At 52.4% G+C, this 1,828-nt stretch carries 2 protein-coding genes; one reads left to right on the forward strand and one right to left on the reverse strand.

The window, feature by feature from the left end; translation table 11 throughout:
• On the forward strand, window positions 1-1,019 hold a 1,019-nt coding region (locus tag ACTHUE_RS17535), incomplete at its 5' end, for a helix-hairpin-helix domain-containing protein (protein WP_440403098.1).
• Between the two features lie 243 nt (window positions 1,020-1,262).
• On the opposite strand, the gene ACTHUE_RS17540 is transcribed toward ACTHUE_RS17535, so the two are convergent.
• Window positions 1,263-1,598 (reverse strand): hypothetical protein, encoded by a 336-nt coding sequence (locus ACTHUE_RS17540; RefSeq protein WP_070460500.1) that lies wholly within the window; start codon window positions 1,596-1,598, stop codon window positions 1,263-1,265.
• Between the last annotated feature and the right edge of the window lie 230 nt (window positions 1,599-1,828).

Genomic DNA, 1,828 nt, shown 5'->3' on the forward strand with positions numbered 1-1,828 from the left:
CGCCCGACATCAACGAATCCGACTACCGCTTCACGCCGTATCCGAACATGAAAATCCGCTACGCACTCGGCGCGATTAAAGGCACGGGCGAAGCCGCCGTCGAATCCATCATCGCCGCGCGGCAAAGCGGCGGCAAGTTTACCGGCCTCTTGAACTTCTGCGAGCGCGTCGGCAAAGAACACATGAACCGCCGCACCCTCGAAGCCCTGATACGCGGCGGCGCGTTCGACAGCATCGAACCCAACCGCGCCATGCTCTTGGCGAACATCGACCTTGCCATGAACAACGCCGACCAAAAAGCCGCCAACGCCAATCAGGGCGGGCTTTTCGACATGATGGAAGACGCCATCGAACCGGTGCAGCTCGTCGATGCCCCCATGTGGAGCGAATCGGAAAAACTCGCCGAAGAAAAAACCGTCATCGGCTTCTACCTCTCCGGCCACCCGTTCGGCCCTTATGCCCAAGAAGTCCGCCAAATCGCCCCGACCAAATTAGGCCGTCTGAAACCGCAAGACAGCGTGCGCCTCGCCGGGTTCGTTACCGCCGTGCGCACCATGATGGGCAAACGCGGCAAAATCGCCTTCGTCAGCCTCGAAGATTTGAGCGGACAGATTGAAATCATGGTCAGCGGCCACACGCTGGAAAACTGCGCAGACTACCTCAAATCCGACCAAGTGCTGATTATCGAATCCAAAGTCAGCCGCGACGACTACGGCGGCGGCGACGGACTGCGCATCATGGCAAACCAAGTCATGACCCTGCAAATGGCGCGCGAACGCTACGCCCGCAGCCTCAGCCTCGCCCTCGCCCCCGGCCACGACATCACGCGCCTCGCCGCCATCCTCACTACACACCGCCTGCCCGACACGTCGCACATCCCGCTGCAACTATCGTACAGCAACGGCAAAGCATCGGGTAAATTGAAAATTGCGCCCAAATGGATTGTAACGCCAAGCACCGCCTTGTTTGACGAACTGGAAACATTGCTCGGCAGCAGGGCAGTTCGTGTGAATTGGTAAGACTAAAGGCCGTCTGAAACTACACGTTCAGACGGCCTTTAATTTAAAAAGCGCTTTAAAAACATAAATCAAATACGGATTGAGGCTTTCAGACGACCTTATTGTATAGAGAGATTATCTGAAAAGTTTATTGCAAGAGACTTTGGCTAATAGGAAAAGATAGCCCACAAAAAAAGGGGGGGGGGAAAATACACCCCCTTTTTCTATAGAAGCCCCATATCAAAGGCCGTCTGAAAAACAGTTTTATTTAACGATTTCAACCGGGCCGTGGTCGTCGCAGTGATCGCCGTGTTGGTGATGCAGACGGCCGTTGACGATGTAGTCGACGTGATCGCCGTGCGGTACAGCTTCGTGGCCGCAACCTTCGCCGTGAATGTGGCCGTGGCAGGTGTCAACCGGATGGCAGCCGTCAGGGTTGGTTTTATTGACACTCAGAGCATGCTCGTCGTAGTGGCCGTTGTGCTCATGGTGCAGGTGGCCGTCGTGCAGATAATCGACGTGGCCTTCGTGTTGGATGGCAGTGTGGCCGCAGTTTGCGCCGTGAACGTGGTCATGATGTTCGTGGGTTTTGCAGGTCATTTTTTCTCTCCTAATGTTCAGTGAATAGCAATCTTTCGCGATTGATTCTTTCATTTTATCTTTTTTTGATACAAACGTAAAAAATACAAACGTAAAAAATTTTACAGTTATTAATATATTGTTACGATATATCATCTGTTGATATATAAGCCTATTTTATTTTTCAGACGGCCTTTCATCTATAATTCATTTATTTTCAGCGAGAACTTCAAACCCTTCCGGCAATGTAA

The organism is Neisseria sp. P0021.S005, assembly GCF_051956955.1.

Excerpts from the sequence above, each read along its gene's own strand:
- ACTHUE_RS17540 (WP_070460500.1), bottom strand. The coding sequence starts at position 1,598 with ATGACCTGCAAAACCCACGAACATCATGACCACGTTCACGGCGCAAAC.